The following is a 14,863-nucleotide window of genomic DNA, read 5'->3' as shown; positions in this document are numbered from 1 at the left end:
CGCTTCGGCGGGTTTTTTTATGTCTATGTTATTTCTGATGGCGTTTATCAGGTCTACAAAGCCATCCGGCAGTGTCATTAATTTACCGGCGGTAACCGCCGATAAAGCTCAATCATATCGCCGGCCAGATCCTGAATCACCATGGCATTCATCAGGTGGTCCTGCGAATGGACGGTGATGAGATTAACCGGTAGTTTGCCAGTTCCTTCATCAATACCGATCAGCTGGGTCTGGATTTTATGCGCTTGTTTGACGTACTCGCGTGATTCCGTCATCGCTTGTTCTGCACCGGAGAAATCACCTTTACGCGCCAGTTGCAATGCCGTCAGGGCCTGGCTGCGTGCAGCGCCAGCATTTACCAATAACTCCATGATGATCGTTTCTAACTCTTCCATCCCATCACTCCAGTAGTTTCAGCGCCTTATCCAGTACCGCATCGCCTTTCATCATGCCGTAATCCATCATGTCGATAACGGCGACCTTTTTGCCTAGTGGGTCGGCGATCGCCTGTAGCTTGGCCTGTTCATACTTAACCTGTGGACCGAGCAAAACGATATCCGCTGTAGCGATATTCTCTTCAAACTCGGCCACCGGGACGGCTTTGATAGTGACGTCGACGCCTTTTTTCTGGGCGGCATCTTTCATCCTTTGCACCAGCATGCTGGTGGACATTCCGGCGGCACAGCATAAAACGATGTTTTTCATAAGCAGTCTCGATCAACATGTGTGAGTTGATAATTATCGCGAGCCAGCTATAGCAACAACTGCTTTGCAACGATTGTGTGCAAGGCATCACAAAGAAAGCCGCTTTTTCTGAAACCGGTTACAAAAAGAGGCAGAACCCTGCGATCTGGACCAGGGCCAGCGGCTTTTTGACTCGCTTATCACATGCTGGAATATATAATTACTGTCAATAAATACATGTTATAAAAAACAGTATTGACAGCGTTTTTTAAACCCGTATGTTAATACTTAACAGCGGAGAAATTGTAGTTTGCTGTTAACGTAGTAAGTGTTAGTAGAGCTTGATTGGGGTTTGCGATAAAGGCCACGAAGTATTTTTTGTATGGGATAGTCGATGCTGAAAACGCTATTTTTTCACTTCGACAATGCTTTCAGGCCACGTAGTTGATATATCTAATCGCAAAAAGTCAGTAAAGCGCGACGATGTAACACCATGATTTTATAGTAAATGTTTGTGGTTTCTGCTTTTCTGGTTATCACAAGGGAAATAAGGCAACGCATCAAAGAGTATATGTCGCGAGGGGAAGTGTACTTGTTTAGGTCACCAGTCTTGAGTTCTATTATCAAGCGGGTGGAATGTGTTTAACGGTAAATAGAGGAAAGCTTTAGTTAGTATCAATATCCAATATTATCTGTAGTAAACGTGTACATTTTAAAGTAGTACCATCAGCAGTATTAAATCGTTAAGTTTATTAATGTTAAATTTGAAGTGTGTAGTAACGTAAAGCCCTGACTGCAATAGTCGGGGCTTTTGTTCATTGTAGATCAAGCTGTTATCCAGGATGCTTAGCCGCGATGGTTCAACATTGCATCACTCAGTGGGTATTAAAAAAATTAATGCTTGCTTAATGATTAGAAGTAGGTCTACTATAGCGGCATCGGTTTGGAACACAGACCTTATGCAAGCAGTTTTAGTAAAGCAGTTCTCAGTTCAAGCGTTATCCTCAGATACTCTTCTTCATGAGCCTCCTCCCTAAGTGCCCCATAAGTTAATTTCTGCAAAACAGGCCATCTTCGCTGCATAAGCGGCTCAAAAACATGAAAGGAAGTATCTATGTCTAACAAAATGACTGGTTTAGTAAAATGGTTTAACTCTGATAAAGGCTTCGGCTTTATCACTCCTCAGGACGGTAGCAAGGATGTGTTTGTGCATTTCTCCGCTATCCAGAGTAACGATTTTAAAACGTTAGACGAAGGTCAAAAGGTGGAGTTCTCCGTGGAGAATGGCGCTAAAGGCCCGTCTGCTGTTAACGTTGTCGCGCTGTAATCGCCGATAATTTCACGAGCGCTTACGATAGCGATGAAGGCCAGAGCCCGAGCAGTTAAGTGCCAGTGAAGAAAAAACCCGCGAAAGCGGGTTTTTTTGTTTATGCGATTGCTCCTGACCTACGGTACCTGTGAAGCGCGCCCCAGATAGCTGTCCCAGTCTTTCCACACGGGCTGTAAACCCTGGGCCATGAGTGCTTCAGCAACGGCTTCTGGGCGACGATCGTCGTGCGGGGAGAACTGTTCCAGTTCGGGGTGGTTATCGGCATAACCACCGGGCTGGGTTTTTGAGAAGGCGCTGACGTTGTTGATCGCCAACGGGATCACATGGTCACGAAACCATGGCGATTCGCGGGTGGAGAGCGACAGCTCAATTTCTGGCGCCAGTAAACGAAACGCGCAAATGGTCTGGACCAACTGTCGCTCATCCATGATCGATGCAGGCTCAACGCCTCCGGTGCATGGGCGCAGGCGAGGGAAGGAGATAGAGTAACGGCTCTGCCAGTAATGCTGCTGCATCCATAGCAGATGTTCAGCCACCATATAGCAATCAACCCGCCAGCTGTCGGACAAACCAATCAACGCGCCAAGACCGATTTTGTCGATCCCTGCGCGGCCCAGCCTGTCCGGCGTTTCCAGGCGCCAGAAGAAATCCTGCTTTTTCCCTTTTAAATGGTGACGAGCGTAAGTTGCCTCACGATAACTCTCCTGATACACCATTACGCCATCCAGCCCCAGCGTCTTCAGCTCTGCATATTCAGCCTCTGACAACGGCTGTACCTCCATCTGTAAAGAGGCGAACTGGCGGCGAATGGCAGGCAAATGGCGACGAAAGTAATCCATCCCCACTTTTGCCTGATGTTCACCGGTGACCAGCAGCAGATGCTCAAAACCCAGCTCACGGATAGCCGCACACTCCCGTGTTATCTCATCTTCGTCCAGCGTTTTGCGTTTGATACGGTTGCTCATCGAAAAACCGCAGTAGGTGCAGTCGTTGGCGCAAAGGTTGGAGAGATACAACGGCACGTAAAAGCTCACCGTGTTACCAAAACGCTGACGGGTGAGCTTCTGCGCCCGCTGCGCCAGCGGCTCCAGATAATCGGCGGCGGCAGGAGAGAGCAATGCCATCAGATCGTCGCGACTAAGATGCGAAGCGTTGAGGGCGCGCTCTACGTCAGCGGCGGTTTTACCGTTGATGCGCAGGCGGATGTCATCCCAGTCCAGCTGCCGCCAGCGGTCGCTGAACGTTTTCATGCGAAGGCCTCCAGGAATCCGGTTAACGGGCTGGTGGGACTTGCCTGCGAACTTTTGCTTCCTGGTACCGCCTGGCGTGCCAGCAAGCCAGCTTCAACGGCCAGGCGGAAGGCGGTTGCCATCATCACCGGGCTGTCGGCTACCGCGATTGCCGTATTGACCAACACCGCGTCGGCACCCATTTCCAGCGCCTGCGTGGCGTGGCTGGGGACGCCGATGCCTGCATCAACCACCACCGGCACGGTCGCCTGTTGGATAATAATCTCCAGCATCGCTTTGGTTTCCAGCCCCTGATTAGAACCGATGGGCGCGCCGAGCGGCATGACTGCAGAACAGCCTACTTCTTCCAGCCGTTTGCACAGCACCGGATCTGCGCCACAGTAAGGCAGTACCACGTAGCCCTTTTTCACCAGTACTTCTGCGGCTTTCAATGTTTCGATTGGATCGGGTAACAGCCAGCGGGCGTCCGGATGGATTTCTAATTTCAGCCAGTTTGTGCCCAGCGCTTCACGCGCTAACTGGGCAGCAAAAATCGCCTCTTCAGCGGTTTTTGCCCCCGAAGTGTTGGGCAACAGCGTCACACCAGCTTCTACCAGCGGCGCCAGAATGGCATCGTTGTGCTGACGCAAATCCACGCGCTTCATGGCCAGCGTTACCAGTTGGCTGCCGGAGGCGCGAATCGCCTCGACCATCAGCTGCGATGAAGCAAACTTTCCGGTGCCGGTGAACAGATGCGAATCAAACGTTTTGTCGGCAATACGTAACATATCAACCCCCTGCAATAACCTGAAAAAGCAGGATCTGGTCGCCTTCCTGCACGATTTGCTGCTCCCACTGCTCGCGCGGGAGGATCTGCTGATTGAGCGCCAGCGCCGCGCCCGGTTTAAGCTGATTAAGCGCAGTGAGCAGCCCACTGACGGTTTGTCCTTCGGCGCACTGCATCGGCTCATCATTGAACTGAATCTGCATGTTGCCCTCCGCATACCGGGCAGCCGCTGGCACGTCGTAGTGCGAAGCTGCGCCACTGGCTGGTTTTACCGTCAAACAGGCGTAGCTCTCCGCTGGGCGTCTCAATACCGCTGAGCAATTTAATCGCTTCCAACGCCTGCAAGGTGCCCATCACGCCCACAACCGGTCCGACGATACCTGCGGTACGGCAGTTGCGTTCGGGCTCTACATCATCCGGCCACAGGCAGCGGTAACATCCTTGTTCCCATGGGGGCGTCAGCACCATCAGTTGGCCGCCAAAGCCGACGGCGCTGGCGGTGACGAGCGGGGTGTTGAGCGTTACGCAGGCGGCGTTAATTTCCTGGCGCGTGGCCATGTTATCGGTACAGTCGAGCACCACATCGGCACGCGCTACTGCATGCCGAAGCGCATCGCCTTTCAGTCGCTGCTGGAGCGATACCAGTTCGATATCCGGGTTGAGCCGCGTCAGGCGCTGCTGGGCAACCTGCGATTTTGAACGTGCGATATCATCAGTGGTAAACAGGATCTGGCGCTGCAGGTTGCTCAGATGAATGTCGTCATCGTCTACCAGCGTCAGTTTTCCGATGCCTGCTCCCGCCAGATACAGCGCGGCAGGCGAACCTAACCCGCCTAAACCGACAATCAGCACATGGCTATCGAGTAGCTTTTGCTGGCCTTCAATGGCGATATCGCCGAGCAGGATCTGTCGGCTGTAACGCATAAAGTCGCGGTCATTCATCGCCCACTCCCGCGATATCCAGTAGTTGGGCCGTGGCGACCTGCCAGTCAGCCGCCTGGGTAATGGCGCTGACCACGGCAATGCTGCCGACGCCGGTCGCCAGTACCGCCGGGGCGCGCTCAAGGCTGATACCGCCAATGGCGACGGTCGGGTAATCCGCTAATCGTTCAATATGGTTTGCCAGTTGCGTGAGTCCCTGCGGGGCGGAAGGCATCTGTTTGGTTTGCGTGGGAAAAACATGACCCAGCGCGATATAAGAAGGCTTAGCGGCGAGCGCGACGTCGATCTCCATATCATCGTGAGTGGAGACCCCCAGGCGCAGCCCCGCCGCCTGAATCGCCTTCAGGTCGGTGGTTTCAAGGTCTTCCTGGCCCAGATGTACACCGTAAGCGCGGTGCTTAATTGCCAGACGCCAGTAGTCGTTGATAAACAGACGGGCGTCATAGCAACGCCCCAGTCCAATGGCGGCCATAACGTCGGCTTCGACCTCTTCATCACGCTTATCTTTAATGCGCAGTTGGATCGTGCGTACGCCCGCCTGCAGCAAGCGTTCAATCCATTGCACGCTGTCCACCACCGGGTAAAGCCCGAGGCGAAACGGCACGGTCGGGAAATCAGGCTGGTACATTACGCCTCCTCTTTTTTGAGGTAGATTTCGCCGCCTTTGGCGCGGAAGTTCTCCGACATATCTGCCATGCCGACTTCAATCGTTTGTGCAGCAGCGTAGTCGCGAACCTCCTGGCTGATTTTCATCGAGCAGAACTTCGGCCCGCACATGGAGCAGAAGTGGGCGACCTTACCGGATTCCTGTGGCAGGGTTTCATCGTGGTAGGCACGGGCGGTGAATGGGTCGAGCGCGAGGTTAAACTGGTCTTCCCAGCGGAATTCGAAGCGCGCTTTCGACATGGCGTTATCGCGGATCTGCGCGCCCGGATGACCTTTTGCTAAGTCAGCTGCATGGGCGGCAATCTTGTAGGTAATCAACCCTTGTTTAACATCTTCTTTGTTCGGCAGGCCGAGGTGCTCTTTTGGCGTGACGTAGCACAGCATCGCGCAGCCAAACCAACCGATCATCGCCGCACCGATCCCGGAAGTAAAGTGGTCGTAGCCCGGTGCGATATCGGTGGTCAACGGTCCTAAAGTGTAGAACGGTGCTTCATGGCAGTGCTCCAGCTCTTCGGTCATGTTGCGCTGGATCATATGCATGGGCACATGACCTGGGCCTTCTATCATCACCTGCACGTCGTATTCCCAGGCGATTTTGGTCAGCTCGCCCAGCGTATGCAGCTCGGAGAACTGCGCTTCGTCGTTTGCATCCTGAATTGAACCCGGGCGCAGGCCGTCACCCAGCGACAAAGAGACGTCGTAGGCGGCGCAGATTTCGCAAATCTCGCGGAAATGTTCGTACAGGAAGTTCTCTTTGTGATGAGAAAGGCACCATTTCGCCATAATTGAACCGCCGCGTGAGACAATACCGGTCAGGCGTTTGGCAGTCATCGGCACGTAGCGCAGCAGCACGCCCGCGTGAATGGTGAAGTAGTCGACGCCCTGTTCGGCCTGCTCCAGCAGCGTGTCGCGGAAGGCTTCCCAGGTGAGATCTTCGGCGATCCCGTTGACCTTCTCCAGCGCCTGGTAGATCGGCACAGTACCGATCGGTACCGGACTGTTACGCAGGATCCACTCGCGGGTTTCGTGGATATAGCGACCGGTGGAGAGATCCATCACCGTGTCAGCGCCCCAGCGCGTCGACCACACCAGCTTCTCTACCTCTTCTTCAATGGAGGAGGTGACGGCAGAGTTACCAATGTTGGCGTTAACCTTCACCTGGAAGTTGCGACCGATAATCATCGGCTCGGATTCCGGGTGGTTGATGTTGGCAGGAATAATCGCTCGGCCCGCGGCCACTTCATCACGCACGAATTCCGGCGTGATGTTTTCCGGCAGGCGTGCACCAAAGTTCATCCCCGGATGCTGGTGACGCAGCACTTCACTGCGAATGCGCTCGCGGCCCATGTTTTCACGGATGGCGATGAACTCCATCTCCGGGGTCACTATTCCCTGGCGGGCGTAGTGCAGTTGGGTGACTCGCTTACCCGCTTTGGCGCGCTTTGGCGTCAGCAGGCCGGTGAAACGCAGCTCGTCCAGGCCATCGTCGGCCAGACGTTCTTTGGTATAAGCGGAACTCCGGTCGTCTAATTCTTCGCTATCGTTACGCGCCGCAATCCACGGTTGGCGCAGCTTTGCCAGACCCTGCTGGACGTTAATCGCCACGTCAGGATCGCCATACGGTCCGGAGGTGTCGTATACCGGAACGGCTTCGTTCTCTTCGAACTGCGGGTTGTCTTTTGTGCCGCCAGTCAGCGTTGGGCTGAGCTGAATTTCGCGCATCGGAATGCGGATATCCGGCTGCGAACCGGTAATATAAATGCGTTTTGAGTTAGGGAAGGCGGTCCCTTCCAGGGTATCGATAAAGTGTTGGGCTTGAGCGCGCTGTTCGCGGCGTGATGGTTTAGTAGTGGCAGACATAGCTCATTCCAAATAAAAGTAAGGATATGGCTTGTCAGACGACGGATGAAGCAAGAGAGAAGCTCGCCCGGAGGCGATGCTATTGTAGATTGACTCTTGTTCCCTTCGCAGGTTTTAACCTGATCAGGTTCCGCGGATCCCGAATTAACGGTCTCAGCCTTTTCCACTCATGCTGCTGTGGAAAATAAGCACTCCGACAAGAAGTAACCTCAGTAAAGAGGTAATGAATGTAAACTACGCGTTAATGCCGCAAATCTCAAGCATGACGTTTGAGAGTGTTACTCTCGTGCATTGCGTCAAATACCAGCATGATCAGCTTATCTTCCAGCACGAATCGGGCTTCCAGTGCCTCGCCGAGATCCGATAAAACCTGTTGAAATTCAAGGAAGTTATCATGATCAATCGCAGTTTCCAGGCTGGAGTCATAGTAGTCCATGATCAGCTGCGTATTGGCTTCCAGCAGCGGCCAAATTTTTGTGGCTTTTAAAAGCTGCCCGTTCCCTTCCAATTTATGGAGAATACGTTCATAAATACTGAAGTGTCCGGTGGAGAGGTAATCGACCAGGCTCTGACAAAAATCATCCAGCGCCTTTTCATTGAGTCGCATGTACGATTCTTTGCCAGGCTTAATGCCAACCAGATTGTAGTAAGCCACGAGCAGGTGCTTACGTACATGTAGCCAGCGATCAACCAGTTTATTACTTCCTCCGACGTGCTCCGTCAGGCTTTCCAGCTGGTTTAGCATGATTGACTCCGCAAGATGGTGTTTAGGAACTGCTCACCCGTAAATGTAAAAATAATGTAAACAACATGCCTGTGAAGCAAAGGTTGCGCAAGAGATATGGATCGTATAATTGAAAAATTAGATAGCGGCTGGTGGATCGTCAGTCATGAGCAAAAGTTATGGTTACCTCATGGCGAGCTACCTTATGGCGACGCAGTCCGTTTTGATCTGATTGGTCAGCGCGCGCTGCCAATAGGCGAGTGGGAAGGGGAGACTGTCTGGCTGGTGCAGCAGCAGCGTCGACACGATATGGGGTCGGTGCGCCAGGTCATTGACCAGGACGTTGGCCTGTTTCAACTGGCCGGACGCGGCGTACAGCTGGCGGAGTTCTATCGCTCGCATAAATTCTGCGGCTACTGCGGCCATCCCATGCACCCGAGTAAAACGGAGTGGGCGATGCTCTGTAGCCACTGCCGTGAACGTTATTACCCGCAAATTGCCCCGTGCATAATCGTCGCTATTCGCCGAGATGATTCCATCCTGCTTGCCCAACATGTTCGCCATCGTAACGGCGTGCATACCGTACTGGCGGGTTTTGTCGAAGTAGGTGAGACCTTAGAACAGGCGGTGGCGCGTGAAGTCATGGAAGAAAGCGGCATCAAGGTGAAAAACCTGCGCTATGTCACTTCTCAGCCATGGCCGTTCCCGCAGTCTTTGATGACCGCATTTATGGCGGAGTATGATAGCGGCGAAATCGTCATCGACCCGAAAGAGCTGCTGGAAGCGAACTGGTATCGCTATGACGACTTACCGCTCTTACCCCCGCCGGGTACTGTCGCGCGTCGATTGATTGAAGACACTGTGGCAATGTGTCGGGCTGAGTACGAGTAAAGAGCGAGTGGTGATACACTGATGGACTGACGCAATAAGGAACTGCAAAAATGACCGAACTGAAGAACGATCGTTATCTGCGTGCGCTGCTGCGCCAGCCCGTTGATGTCACTCCGGTATGGATGATGCGCCAGGCAGGCCGCTATCTACCGGAATACAAAGCTACCCGTGCCGAAGCGGGCGATTTTATGGCGCTGTGCAAAAATGCCGAGCTGGCCTGCGAAGTCACGCTGCAGCCGCTGCGTCGCTATAAACTTGATGCCGCGATCCTCTTCTCGGATATCCTGACGATCCCGGATGCGATGGGACTCGGGCTGTATTTTGAAGCAGGAGAAGGCCCACGCTTCACCTCTCCGATTACCAGCAAGGCTGATGTCGACAAACTGCCGATCCCGGACCCGGAAGATGGGCTGGGGTACGTGATGAACGCGGTGCGCACTATCCGCCGTGAACTGAAAGGCGAAGTGCCGCTGATCGGCTTCTCCGGTAGCCCGTGGACGCTGGCGACCTACATGGTTGAAGGCGGCAGCAGCAAAGCCTTCACCGTGATTAAAAAGATGATGTACGCCGACCCCAAAGCGCTGCATCTGCTGCTTGATAAGCTGGCGAAGAGCGTCACGCTGTACCTGAACGCGCAGATCAAAGCGGGTGCGCAGTCGGTGATGATTTTCGACACCTGGGGTGGCGTGCTGACCGGTCGCGACTATCAGCAGTTTTCTTTGTACTACATGCACAAAATCGTTGATGGCCTGCTGCGCGAGAACGAAGGTCGTCGCGTACCGGTGACCCTGTTTACCAAAGGCGGTGGTCAGTGGCTGGAAGCGATGGCGGAGACCGGCTGTGATGCGTTGGGTCTCGACTGGACCACTGACATTGCCGATGCGCGTCGTCGTGTAGGTCATAAAGTGGCGCTCCAGGGCAATATGGATCCGTCCATGCTGTATGCGCCGCCAGCCCGCATCGAAGAAGAGGTGGCGACAATTCTGGCCGGATTCGGTCAGGGTGAAGGGCATGTCTTTAACCTGGGCCACGGCATTCATCAGGACGTCCCGCCAGAACATGCGGGTGTCTTTGTGGAGGCGGTACATCGGTTGTCCGAACAGTACCACCGCTAAGGAGTCATCATGGATCTCGCGTCATTACGCGCGCAGCAGCTTGAACTGGCCTCTTCAGTGATCCGCGAGGATCGTCTGAAGACCGATCCGCCGGATCTGATCGGCGGGGCGGACGTTGGGTTTGAGCAGGGTGGCGAAGTGACGCGAGCCGCGATGGTCTTACTGAAGTATCCCACGCTTGAACTGGTCGAATACAAGGTGGCGCGTATCGCCACCACCATGCCCTACATTCCCGGTTTTCTCTCCTTTCGTGAAACTCCCGCGCTGATGGCCGCCTGGCAACTGCTCTCGCACAAGCCAGATCTGCTGTTCGTTGACGGTCATGGCATTTCTCACCCGCGTCGTCTGGGCGTGGCCAGCCATTTTGGCCTGCTGGTGGATGTCCCGACGATCGGCGTGGCGAAAAAGCGGCTGTGCGGCAAGTTTGAATCGCTCGCTGCTGAACCTGGTGCGCTAGCGCCGTTGCTGGATAAAGGCGAACAACTGGCATGGGTCTGGCGCAGCAAAGCGCGCTGTAACCCGTTGTTTATTTCCACGGGCCACCGCGTGAATATGGACAGCGCACTGGCGTGGGTTCAACGCTGTATGAACGGCTATCGTTTGCCGGAACCCACACGCTGGGCAGATGCAGTGGCATCCGAACGCCCGGCTTTTACTCGGCTTGCAGCAAAAACGCCCCATATCGGGTAAACTGCGGCTAATTTCCGTATTTGAGAACTTATCATGTTACAAAATCCGATTCACCTGCGTCTGGAGAAGCTGGAAAGCTGGCAGCACGTCACGTTTATGGCTTGTCTGTGCGAACGCATGTACCCAAACTACGCCATGTTCTGCAAGCAAACTGAATTTGGCGATGGACAGATTTACCGCCGAATTCTGGATCTGATTTGGGAAGCGCTGACGGTTAAAGACGCGAAAATCAATTTCGACAGCCAGCTGGAAAAATTTGAAGAGGCCATTCCTTCTGCAGACGATTACGATCTGTACGGTGTTTATCCGGCGATTGATGCTTGTGTGGCATTAAGCGAACTGATGCATTCGCGTCTTAGCGGTGAAACGCTGGAGCATGCAATCGAAGTTAGTAAGGCTTCGATTACGACGGTTGCGATGCTGGAAATGACTCAGGCTGGTCGTGAAATGACCGATGAAGAGCTCAAAGAAAACCCTGCCGTTGAGCAAGAATGGGATATTCAGTGGGAAATTTTCCGACTTTTAGCCGACTGTGAAGAACGCGATATTGAGCTGATAAAAGGGCTGCGTGCAGACCTGCGCGAGGCTGGCGAGAGCAATATTGGTATAAATTTTCAGCAATGACACCACAAAACGTGATTTAACGCCTGATTTGTCGTGCCTGAAGGCTTCCCATCCGCCCCCGGTCTGGTCTACATTTGGGGGGCGAAAAAAAGTGGCTATCGGTGCGTGTATGCAGGAGAGTGCTTTTCTGGCATTTCCGTCGCACTCGATGCTTAGCAAGCGATAAACACATTGTAAGGATAACTTATGAACAAGACTCAACTGATTGATGTAATTGCAGACAAAGCAGAACTGTCTAAAACACAGGCTAAAGCTGCTCTGGAATCCACTCTGGCTGCTATTACTGAGTCTCTGAAAGAAGGCGATGCTGTACAACTGGTTGGTTTCGGTACCTTCAAAGTGAACCACCGTGCTGAGCGCACTGGCCGCAACCCGCAGACCGGTAAAGAAATCAAAATCGCCGCAGCTAACGTACCGGCATTTGTTTCTGGTAAAGCACTGAAAGACGCGGTTAAGTAATTCGCGTGGCAGTGAACAGTTTTAACGAAGGGGCGGTTTCGCCCCTTTTGTCCATCTGGCGTCATACGCTTTGGCTTTCAGGTGTTCTGTTACTGTCTGCCTGCGGTAGCCATTCTGAGCTTCCTCCTTTCACGGCCAGCGGCTATGTTGGCGATCAGGGGGCGGTACGCATTTGGCGTAAAGACTCCGGTGACGATGTTCACTTGCTCTCGGTATTTAGTCCGTGGCGTAAAGGCGAAACCACTACCAGTGAATACCGCTGGCAGGGTGATTCGCTCTCTCTGATAGAACTCAACGTTTACAGTAAACCGGCTGAACATGTCCGTATACGCTTCGATGACCGGGGCGAACTGAGCTTCATGCAGCGTGAAGTCGACGGGCAAAAGCAGCAGCTTTCCAGCGATCAAATCGCGCTTTACCGCTATCGAGCCGATCAAATTCGCCAGACCAGCGATGCGCTGCGTCAGGGGCGGGTGATATTGCGTCAGGGACGTTGGCATGCGGATAACACGGTCACAACCTGTGAAGGTGAAACGCTGAAGCCAGACCTGGAGTCGTGGGCGATAAACCATATCGAGCGCCGCCAGAGACATTCATCCGTAGAGGTGAGTGTGGCATGGCTGGAAGCGCCCGAAGGGTCGCAGCTACTGCTGGTCGCCAATGAAGATTTTTGTCACTGGCAGCCTACAGCCAAAACTTTCTGAAAACCTGAATACAGGAAATCAGCAGGCCTGATCCGTATAGCGTCATCAGGCATTAAGTCTTTTACCAGTGGCCCATTCCCATATGGCCGCCGCCGCGATGGTTACCGCCACCGCCGCATCCGCCGTAGCCCATTCCCGCGCCACGTGGCACGCCAGCCTGCGCCATTGCGACATCACGTTTAACGCGCTGCTCGTCCAGAGACTGATTCAACGCTTCCATCTCTTTTGCAACGGCGTTAATTTTTGCCGTGTCCGGCGAGCTGGCCGTTAATAGTGCATTGTACTCATAACGTTTGGATGTCAGCTGTTGGCGCAACGCGCTGGTCTGGGAATAATAATCATCATAGATTTTCTGTGCGGCAGCCTGCTGCTCAGCGGTCATTGGCGTACCGCCCCGTTGCTGCATTCCGTCGCCATATCCCCAGTGATTCTGTGCCAGTACCGGGGTGGAGCCAAGTGCGATAAGAGAAAGTGCAATCAGTGCCAGTTTGTTGTTCCGTTTCATCGTTCGTTCTCCTGTTGGTTACTTACATTCCCTTTTGCATCTTCCGTGCCAAAGCGGCAATCCCAGTCCTGCGGGCGTTGTACCCGCCGTCTTTGCAGGGAAACGAGTAAAAATGACTCGCCAGAACGCGTCAGCGAGTCATTTTTACCCGTTACTTTCAGCTGTTTGTGTCTGAGGGCAGGGTTATCAGGGGGAAAAAATGGCATGATTTCTGCTGTATACCTGCAACGATGAAAGGAACAAGCGGGGTGAAGGGAGAGCGTATGCGTCTTTATAAGGATACGGTGGCAAAGTGGTTGAGCCGACTCTTGCTGGCGGCAATCCTGGTTTTGGTCGGCTGGTTTTCGATTATGACCATTCGGGACTATGGGCGGGAAAGTGGTGCCGCGCGGCAAACGCTACTGGAAAAAGGCAGCGTGCTCATTCGCGCTCTGGAGTCTGGTACGCGCGTAGGCATGGGGATGCGCATGCATCATGCCCAGCAGCAGACGCTACTGGAGGAAATGGCTGTACAGCCTGGCGTGCTATGGTTTGCTGTCGTCGATGAGCATGGTGTCATTATTACCCACAGCAATTCCGCGATGGTCGGCAAAACGCTCTATTCATCGGATGTCCTGCGACAGCTTAGTCCTGGGGAGCAAGAAAGCTGGCGGAATATTGAAATTCCAGCGAGGGATGGTGAAAAAACGCCAGCACTGGAAATTTATCGCCAGTTTCAGCCGATGTATGGTCCAGGACGCCACGGCATGGCGCGCTGTGCCAGCAATGACGGGCAGCTTATCTCCCCAGCACAAACCATATTTATCGCCTTTGATGCCAGCGATTTGACAGCGACTCAGGCAAGGGAGTGGCGTAATACACTGATAGTCCTCTCTGCGCTGGCGGCTGTGTTGCTGGCCACCGTGCTGACGTTCTTCTGGTATCAGCGCTATCAGCGCTCGTACAAAGAACTCCAGGATGCGATGAAGCGTAAAGAAAAACTGTTAGCACTCGGTCATCTTGCAGCTGGGGTGGCACATGAAATTCGTAACCCGCTTTCATCGATCAAAGGGTTAGCGAAGTATTTTGCCGAGCGAACCCCGGCAGGAGGCGAGTCGCATGAGCTGGCACAGGTGATGGCGAAAGAGGCGGATCGTTTAAATCGGGTGGTGAGCGAGTTGCTGGAGCTGGTGAAACCTGCACATCTGACGCTGCAAAAGGTGGATCTCAATGAGGTTATCACCCACTCATTACACCTGGTGAGTCAGGATGCGGCAAGCCGGGAAATCCAGCTCCGCTTTTCGGCCAATTCTACGCTGCCCGCTATCCAGGCCGATCCTGACCGACTGACTCAGGTTTTGTTGAATCTGTATCTGAACGCCATTCATGCGATTGGTCGTCAGGGCACGATTACGGTTGAAGCGAATGAAAGCAGCGGTGAACGCGTTAAAATTGTGGTTACCGATTCTGGGAAGGGGATTGCGGCGGAACAGCTGGAGGCCATTTTTACGCCTTACTTTACGACCAAAGCTGACGGAACAGGCCTCGGGCTGGCGGTAGTGCAGAACATTATCGAACAGCACGGTGGCACCATTCAGGTGGCAAGCGTTGAGGGCAAAGGCGCGACCTTTACCCTTTGGCTGCCGACCAAAGCGAAACAACAGGATTAACAAG

The 14,863-nt window shown here is 53.6% G+C and carries 19 protein-coding genes and 1 riboswitch; of the genes, 8 read left to right on the top strand and 11 right to left on the bottom strand.

What is annotated here, in order from left to right; all coding sequences use genetic code 11:
* Positions 1 to 77: 77 nt before the first annotated feature.
* The gene (locus C2U43_RS24385; RefSeq protein ID WP_003033104.1) at positions 78 to 395 is read right to left on the bottom strand and encodes a PTS lactose/cellobiose transporter subunit IIA; all 318 of its coding nucleotides are present in this window, start codon (positions 393 to 395) and stop codon (positions 78 to 80) included.
* Positions 396 to 399: 4 nt separating this feature from the next.
* A complete protein-coding gene (locus tag C2U43_RS24380; RefSeq protein WP_003033102.1) occupies positions 400 to 705 on the bottom strand; it encodes a PTS sugar transporter subunit IIB in 306 nt (101 codons plus the stop codon).
* 1,093 nt (positions 706 to 1,798) lie between these two features.
* Here C2U43_RS24380 and cspG point away from each other — a divergent pair.
* Positions 1,799 to 2,011: a cold shock protein CspG gene (gene cspG, locus C2U43_RS24375; RefSeq protein ID WP_003033098.1), complete on the top strand. Its 213-nt coding sequence runs from the start codon at positions 1,799 to 1,801 to the stop codon at positions 2,009 to 2,011.
* A 119-nt stretch (positions 2,012 to 2,130) separates the two neighbouring features.
* Here the strand turns inward: cspG and thiH are convergent, their stop codons facing one another.
* The 7 genes from thiH to C2U43_RS24340 form a co-directional block, all read right to left on the bottom strand.
* Entirely contained in the window at positions 2,131 to 3,264 is a 1,134-nt protein-coding gene (gene thiH, locus C2U43_RS24370) for a 2-iminoacetate synthase ThiH (RefSeq protein WP_103285912.1), read from the bottom strand.
* Positions 3,261 to 4,031, bottom strand: coding sequence for a thiazole synthase (gene thiG / locus C2U43_RS24365; RefSeq protein ID WP_103285911.1), 771 nt, complete (start codon positions 4,029 to 4,031; stop codon positions 3,261 to 3,263). The genes thiH and thiG overlap by 4 nt, the downstream gene beginning before the upstream one ends.
* Position 4,032: 1 nt before the next feature.
* On the bottom strand, positions 4,033 to 4,233 hold the full coding sequence (thiS, locus tag C2U43_RS24360; RefSeq protein ID WP_016155307.1) for a sulfur carrier protein ThiS: 201 nt from the start codon (positions 4,231 to 4,233) through the stop codon (positions 4,033 to 4,035).
* Entirely contained in the window at positions 4,214 to 4,972 is a 759-nt protein-coding gene (locus C2U43_RS24355; protein ID WP_003826902.1) for a HesA/MoeB/ThiF family protein, read from the bottom strand. Before C2U43_RS24355 ends, thiS begins: the two co-directional genes overlap by 20 nt.
* Positions 4,965 to 5,600 (bottom strand): thiamine phosphate synthase, encoded by a 636-nt coding sequence (gene thiE, locus C2U43_RS24350; RefSeq protein WP_103285910.1) that lies wholly within the window; start codon positions 5,598 to 5,600, stop codon positions 4,965 to 4,967. The genes C2U43_RS24355 and thiE overlap by 8 nt, the downstream gene beginning before the upstream one ends.
* Positions 5,600 to 7,498: a phosphomethylpyrimidine synthase ThiC gene (thiC, locus tag C2U43_RS24345; protein ID WP_103285909.1), complete on the bottom strand. Its 1,899-nt coding sequence runs from the start codon at positions 7,496 to 7,498 to the stop codon at positions 5,600 to 5,602. The genes thiE and thiC overlap by 1 nt, the downstream gene beginning before the upstream one ends.
* 83 nt (positions 7,499 to 7,581) lie before the next feature.
* Positions 7,582 to 7,704: riboswitch (TPP riboswitch) on the bottom strand.
* Between the two features lie 50 nt (positions 7,705 to 7,754).
* A complete protein-coding gene (locus tag C2U43_RS24340) occupies positions 7,755 to 8,243 on the bottom strand; it encodes an Rsd/AlgQ family anti-sigma factor (RefSeq protein WP_032945654.1) in 489 nt (162 codons plus the stop codon).
* A gap of 96 nt (positions 8,244 to 8,339) precedes the next feature.
* On the opposite strand from C2U43_RS24340, the gene nudC reads away from it, so the two are divergent.
* The 6 genes from nudC to C2U43_RS24310 all read left to right on the top strand — a co-directional run bounded on the left by nudC (position 8,340) and on the right by C2U43_RS24310 (position 12,705).
* On the top strand, positions 8,340 to 9,113 hold the full coding sequence (gene nudC / locus C2U43_RS24335; RefSeq protein WP_103285908.1) for an NAD(+) diphosphatase: 774 nt from the start codon (positions 8,340 to 8,342) through the stop codon (positions 9,111 to 9,113).
* 50 nt (positions 9,114 to 9,163) lie between these two features.
* Entirely contained in the window at positions 9,164 to 10,228 is a 1,065-nt protein-coding gene (gene hemE / locus C2U43_RS24330; protein WP_003826889.1) for a uroporphyrinogen decarboxylase, read from the top strand.
* Between the two features lie 9 nt (positions 10,229 to 10,237).
* Positions 10,238 to 10,918, top strand: coding sequence for a deoxyribonuclease V (gene nfi / locus C2U43_RS24325; RefSeq protein ID WP_103285907.1), 681 nt, complete (start codon positions 10,238 to 10,240; stop codon positions 10,916 to 10,918).
* Positions 10,919 to 10,951: 33 nt separating this feature from the next.
* Positions 10,952 to 11,542, top strand: a complete 591-nt coding sequence (locus C2U43_RS24320; protein ID WP_003842015.1) for a YjaG family protein — start codon at positions 10,952 to 10,954, stop codon at positions 11,540 to 11,542.
* Between the two features lie 186 nt (positions 11,543 to 11,728).
* Positions 11,729 to 12,001 (top strand): nucleoid-associated protein HU-alpha, encoded by a 273-nt coding sequence (hupA, locus tag C2U43_RS24315; protein WP_001044509.1) that lies wholly within the window; start codon positions 11,729 to 11,731, stop codon positions 11,999 to 12,001.
* An 11-nt stretch (positions 12,002 to 12,012) separates the two neighbouring features.
* The gene (locus tag C2U43_RS24310) at positions 12,013 to 12,705 is read left to right on the top strand and encodes a DUF1481 domain-containing protein (protein WP_032945667.1); all 693 of its coding nucleotides are present in this window, start codon (positions 12,013 to 12,015) and stop codon (positions 12,703 to 12,705) included.
* A 61-nt stretch (positions 12,706 to 12,766) separates the two neighbouring features.
* Here C2U43_RS24310 and zraP read toward each other — a convergent pair whose 3' ends face one another.
* Positions 12,767 to 13,210, bottom strand: coding sequence for a zinc resistance sensor/chaperone ZraP (zraP, locus tag C2U43_RS24305; RefSeq protein ID WP_032945657.1), 444 nt, complete (start codon positions 13,208 to 13,210; stop codon positions 12,767 to 12,769).
* Positions 13,207 to 13,416 (bottom strand): hypothetical protein, encoded by a 210-nt coding sequence (locus tag C2U43_RS24300; protein WP_008787108.1) that lies wholly within the window; start codon positions 13,414 to 13,416, stop codon positions 13,207 to 13,209. The genes zraP and C2U43_RS24300 overlap by 4 nt, the downstream gene beginning before the upstream one ends.
* A 57-nt stretch (positions 13,417 to 13,473) precedes the next feature.
* Here C2U43_RS24300 and zraS point away from each other — a divergent pair, with 57 nt between their 5' ends.
* The gene (gene zraS / locus C2U43_RS24295; RefSeq protein WP_071446126.1) at positions 13,474 to 14,859 is read left to right on the top strand and encodes a two-component system sensor histidine kinase ZraS; all 1,386 of its coding nucleotides are present in this window, start codon (positions 13,474 to 13,476) and stop codon (positions 14,857 to 14,859) included.
* The last annotated feature ends 4 nt before the right edge of the window (positions 14,860 to 14,863 follow it).

The organism is Citrobacter freundii complex sp. CFNIH9, from assembly GCF_002903305.1.
In the GTDB taxonomy this organism is placed as follows: Bacteria; Pseudomonadota; Gammaproteobacteria; order Enterobacterales; family Enterobacteriaceae; genus Citrobacter; species Citrobacter portucalensis.
Note: the sequence above shows the minus strand (reverse complement) of the source record. Positions and strands in the feature narration are given on the sequence as shown.